This is a genomic window from Clostridium sp. KLE 1755, from assembly GCF_000466465.2.
GTDB lineage: Bacteria > Bacillota > Clostridia > Lachnospirales > Lachnospiraceae > Eisenbergiella > Eisenbergiella porci.
This window is the reverse complement of record NZ_KE992722.1, coordinates 1-4,753: the sequence shown is the minus strand read 5'-3', so window position 1 is coordinate 4,753 and position 4,753 is coordinate 1. Positions and strand designations below refer to the sequence as shown.

Genomic DNA, 4,753 nt, shown 5'->3' with positions numbered 1-4,753 from the left:
CGTCTCCCCTGCGGAGCCGATGAGCCCCACATCCTTCTTCAGCCAGGTAATCACCGCGCCGGTATAATTCAGGTTCCCCTCCAGCACATAATCCACTCTCCCCTTACGCTTCCAGGCCAGAGAGGTCACCACGCCGTGACTGCTGGGAATGGGCTGCCCGCCGATATTCATCATCAGAGAGGAACCGGTTCCGTAGGTGGCCTTGCTCATACCAGGCTGCAGGCAGCCCTGCCCGAACAGCGCAGCATGGGAATCTCCCAGCACCCCGCAGATGGGAACAGGCTTTTCAAACAGCCCGTTCATGGTGGTATGGCCATAAACCGCATCCGAATCACATATCTGCGCCAGGCACTCCATGGGGATCCCGAAAATTCCGGCAAGCTCCTCATCCCATGCAAGGGTTTTCAGATTCATCAGCTGGGTTCTGGAGGCATTGGAATAATCCGTCTTAAACGCATGCTCCTGCGTCAGCTGCCAGATCAGCCAGCTGTCAATGGTGCCCAGACAGATTTCTCCCCGCCCGGCCCGCTCTGTAAGCCCTTCCTCCTGCCCCAGCAGCCATGCCATTTTGGCTGCCGGGAAATAAGCGGACAAGGGTATCCCCGTTTTTTCTTTTATTATACTATCAAATCCCCGCTTTGCAATATCCCGGACAATACTCCCCGCCCGGCCGCACTGCCAGACGACGGCATCGGCCAGCGGCTCCCCGCTCCCGCGATCCCACATGGCCGTTGTTTCTCTCTGGTTACTGATGCCTACAGCAACGATCTGCGCCGGCGAAACCCCGTTTTTTTCCATAAGGAGCCCCACCGCCCGGACCGTATTATCCGCGATTTCACGCAGGTCATGGGATACCCACCCCTGTGCATTCACCAGCTGACGATGGGCCAGATCCTCCCTTGCCAGCAGCTTCCCGCAGCCGTCAAACAACAGCGCCTTCGTTCCCTGGGTGCTCTGGTCTATGCTTATGATAAATTTTTGTTCCACCTTTTTATCCCCTTAAATTTTTCGAAACTCACAAATTTGCATAGCTGCCTGGTAGCTGTGATGGAACCGCTTAATCCATTACAGTTCCTTTAAAATCTCCGCCGCCTTTGCCGCAATGCCTTCCGCATTCAGCCCATAATAGTCAAACACTTCCCGGGAGGTTCCCGAAATCACCGGTGCATCCGGCAGCGCCATATTGATCACACGGCGGGGGCAGGCACTGCCCACCACCTGGCTCACCATGGAACCAAGGCCGCCGAAGGGCGCATGCTCCTCCACGCTGATCACAGCCTTCACCTTCCCTGCCGCGTCCACTATCGCTTCCTTATCCAACGGCTTCACACAATACATATCCAGAAGCCCAGCGCTGATCCCCTGCTCCTTCAACAGCGCAACGGCATCCAGGGCCGGACGCACCATCTCCCCGCAGGCCACAAGAAGCACATCCGTCCCTTCAGCCAGCACCGTAGCCTTATCCATCACAAACGGAACATTATTTTCGCTGTAAATATCCTCCACCGCATTTCTCCCCACACGCAGATAGGCAGGCCTGGTATCCTGAAGCAGCGCCTCAATGAGCTTTGCCGTCTGGAACCGATCGCTTGGCAGATAAACCCGCATGTTTGGGATTGCGGACATGGCTGCAATATCCTGCGCGGAATGATGGCTCATTCCCAACGCCCCATAGCTGACGCCGCCGCTGATTCCCACCAGAGTCACATTGGTATCTGAATAAGCACAGTCTATTTTTGCCTGTTCATAGCTTCTTGTGGAAAGGAAGCAGGCAGGAGAAGCCGCAAACGTTTTTTTCCCGCATTTGGCAAGCCCTGCGGAAATGCTCACCAAATCCTGCTCCGCAATACCCACCTCCACGAACTGCTCCGGATATTTGGCGGCAAAAGGCGCCAGCGAAGCGCTTCCCCGGGAATCGCTGCAAAGCACCACAATATCCTTATCCGTTTCCGCCTTTTCCATAAGCACTTCACAGATAGCCTGTCTGTTCGGTATTTTATTCATAATAAAGGGCCTCCCTTCTCTCCTTCAAATCCTTCATAATCTGTGCATATTCCTCTTCCCCTGGCACCTTATGATGCCAGGGCGCCTTATTTTCCATCACTGCGGAACCACAGCCCTTCACCGTATTGGCAATCACCACCGTAGGCCGCCCCTTACAGGCTCTTGCCGCCGCCCATGCGCCACACAGATCCTCCATACAGTTGCCGTCCACGCTGAGCACGTTCCAGCCAAAGGACGCCCAACGCTCCTCCTGGCTGTCCTGTCCCATCACATCCTCCGTGCTTCCCGAAATCTGCAGACGGTTGCGGTCCACCACCGCACACAGGTTATCCAGCTTATACTGAGAAGCCGCCATAGCGCCTTCCCATACAGACCCTTCCGCCAGCTCGCCGTCTCCCATAACGGTATATACCCGGTAATCCCTGTGATCCATTTTCCCGGCCAGGGCCATCCCCACCGACACCGGAAGCCCATGCCCCAGCGAACCGGAATTCATCTCAATCCCCGGAAGCTTATTGTTCGGATGCCCAATATAAGGCGAGCCAAATCTGGAAAATTTCCGCATCACCTCTTCTTTTGGGAAAAAACCCTTCCTGGCCAGCACCGCATAATAAGCCTCCACCGAATGCCCCTTGCTCATAATAAAACGATCCCTGTCTGCAGACTCCTGATTCTCAGGACTGATATTCATTTCCTTAAAATAAAGCGACACCAGAATATCCATGACGCTCATATCCCCGCCGATATGTCCGCCCTTTCCTTCCACCACCATATTCACCACATCCTCACGCAGCTCATAGGCCAGTGCCGCCAGTTTTTTCATCTCATCCATGCCCATTCTCCTCTTAACCTTTCATAAAACTCCTGCCTGACAAAACGCTTCCTTTACTTCCTCCGGATTGTCATCATAAAGATCCGCCTTCACACCCATATACTTGCACGCCTCATACAGCACCGGCACCACATCTGCATGGATACCCACACAATGATGAATATAAGGCCCCTCAACAAGCCTGGCTTCCAGACGCCTCAGGTTCTTAACCTCCACCCACACATAGGTTCCCTTGGTATACGGCCCCTCCACGCCCTTTGCATTTCCAAGAAGCATGGAATATTCCCCATTATCCCCGTCAAAACGCGCCAGCGTCATCTCACCCAGCTTTGCCTGCGCCTCCACCGCGCCCGGATGCTCAAAGGCCAGAGGATAACCGATAACCGGCTTCTCCTGCGCCACGGAAATCGGCCAGGGCCCGCAATGCTGCAACAGCTCTCCGTTCTCATTATCCGGATGCCTCACCGTCCAGTCCGCGAAAAAGCTCCTGTTCTCATCCATTCCCGCAGCCTCCACCAAAACAGCGGTAATCGCCCCATGAATATCCGTCTCACACACCACCGGAATCCCCTCCTCATTCAAAAGAGAATTTGCAGCACAGGGCATAATCCCAATCTCCCCCTGCAGGGCATTCCAGCACTGAATTGCAATGGCATTACACCCATACTTCCCGGCCAGATTCTTCATGGCAACCTTCAGCGCCGCCACATTTGCAAGCTCCTCCGGCTTAATCTTCACACACATATTACTATTACAATACTCCACCACCTTAGCGGCCTCGCATCCCTCTTCCTTCACCCTCTTCATCTCCGCCGTCAGCTCAGGCATGGGAATCGGTGACAGCTGAATATTAAACCGCTCCAACAGCTCCCCCTCATTGCACATCGTGGACCAGAAATCAAACGGCCTGGGAGCAATCTGCAGAATCCTCGTATGCCGGAACACATCCACCACATTACAAACCGCCAGGAAATTCCTCATCCCCCTCTCAAACTCCGGATCCTCCAGCCTGCAATTCGTCATATATGTAAACGGCACCCGGAACCGCCTCAACACCTTCCCCGTAGCAAACAGCCCGCACTGACTGTCCCGAAGCCGCACCCCATTCTCATCAGGCCGCTCATCCCGCGGCCCCCACAAAAGCACCGGCAGCCCCATCTCCTTAGCCAGCCTGGCACACACATACTCCGTACCAAAATTACAATGCGGAATAAAAATCCCCTTTACACCTTCCGCCCTGAACTTTTCCTGAATCCTCTCCCGATCCCCCTCATCATAAAAAAGCCCATCCTCATTCACATCCAAAATATCCACAAACTCCACACCCAGCTCCCGCAGCCTCGCCCTCGTAAGATTTGCATACTTCACCGCATCCGGCGCACTGAAAATACTCCTCCTCGTAGGCAAAAACCCAATTTTAATTTTCTTCATACTCTCTCCCTTCCGCGCACCCGCGCATAAAACGCCATCCAAAGCCTCCAAATTCACCTCAAACCAACCAATAACTCTACAGTTAAACTTAATTAAATCCGAAATTAATTTGTTTAACTTTAGCTTAATATTATTGAATATTAATTAAATTGTCAAGCCATTTTGCTGTATTAATTTACTAAATTTTATTCTTTTCCCAAACACCCCCTACCTCCCGCTACTAATACCCCCAGCTTCCAGCATCGGCTGTGAGGGGGACGGGGCTGCGAGGGTCCGGGCTGTGGGGAGAGGAGGGGAGGGGCTGAGGGAGGTGGTTTCTGTGTCGTTCCGGCCGGGACTGCTGTGGGGTGATTTTGTGTTCCATATGAAAAAACGGCGATGTTTCTTACTGCTCCGCCAGGCCAGGATTCTGCCGCCCTTAGCGGCCTGTCCGACGAACGCAGCCGACTCCCAAGTCGCTGCGTGAGGAGTTTTGGCCGCGTTGGC

At 53.9% G+C, this 4,753-nt stretch carries 4 protein-coding genes; all 4 read right to left on the bottom strand.

The genetic code is table 11. The annotated features are described in order from the left end of the window. Positions 1-987: FGGY family carbohydrate kinase (locus tag HMPREF1548_RS15945; protein ID WP_021637348.1), on the bottom strand; the 987-nt coding region annotated here is incomplete at its 3' end. A gap of 78 nt (positions 988-1,065) precedes the next feature. Further along, positions 1,066-2,004 carry a transketolase family protein gene (locus HMPREF1548_RS15940; protein ID WP_021637347.1) on the bottom strand — a complete coding sequence of 313 codons (939 nt, stop codon included), beginning with the start codon at positions 2,002-2,004 and terminating at the stop codon, positions 1,066-1,068. Continuing rightward, on the bottom strand, positions 1,997-2,827 hold the full coding sequence (locus HMPREF1548_RS15935; protein ID WP_035322441.1) for a transketolase: 831 nt from the start codon (positions 2,825-2,827) through the stop codon (positions 1,997-1,999). Before HMPREF1548_RS15935 ends, HMPREF1548_RS15940 begins: the two co-directional genes overlap by 8 nt. Positions 2,828-2,857: 30 nt before the next feature. Beyond that, entirely contained in the window at positions 2,858-4,267 is a 1,410-nt protein-coding gene (locus tag HMPREF1548_RS15930; RefSeq protein ID WP_035322437.1) for an L-fucose/L-arabinose isomerase family protein, read from the bottom strand. Positions 4,268-4,753: the final 486 nt, after the last annotated feature.

What these genes read in the sequence shown, in the direction of transcription:
- HMPREF1548_RS15940 (WP_021637347.1), bottom strand. Translation starts at nt 2,004, where the DNA reads ATGAATAAAATACCGAACAGACAGGCTATCTGTGAAGTGCTTATGGAA.
- HMPREF1548_RS15935 (WP_035322441.1), bottom strand. Translation starts at nt 2,827, where the DNA reads ATGAAAAAACTGGCGGCACTGGCCTATGAGCTGCGTGAGGATGTGGTG.
- HMPREF1548_RS15930 (WP_035322437.1), bottom strand. Translation starts at nt 4,267, where the DNA reads ATGAAGAAAATTAAAATTGGGTTTTTGCCTACGAGGAGGAGTATTTTC.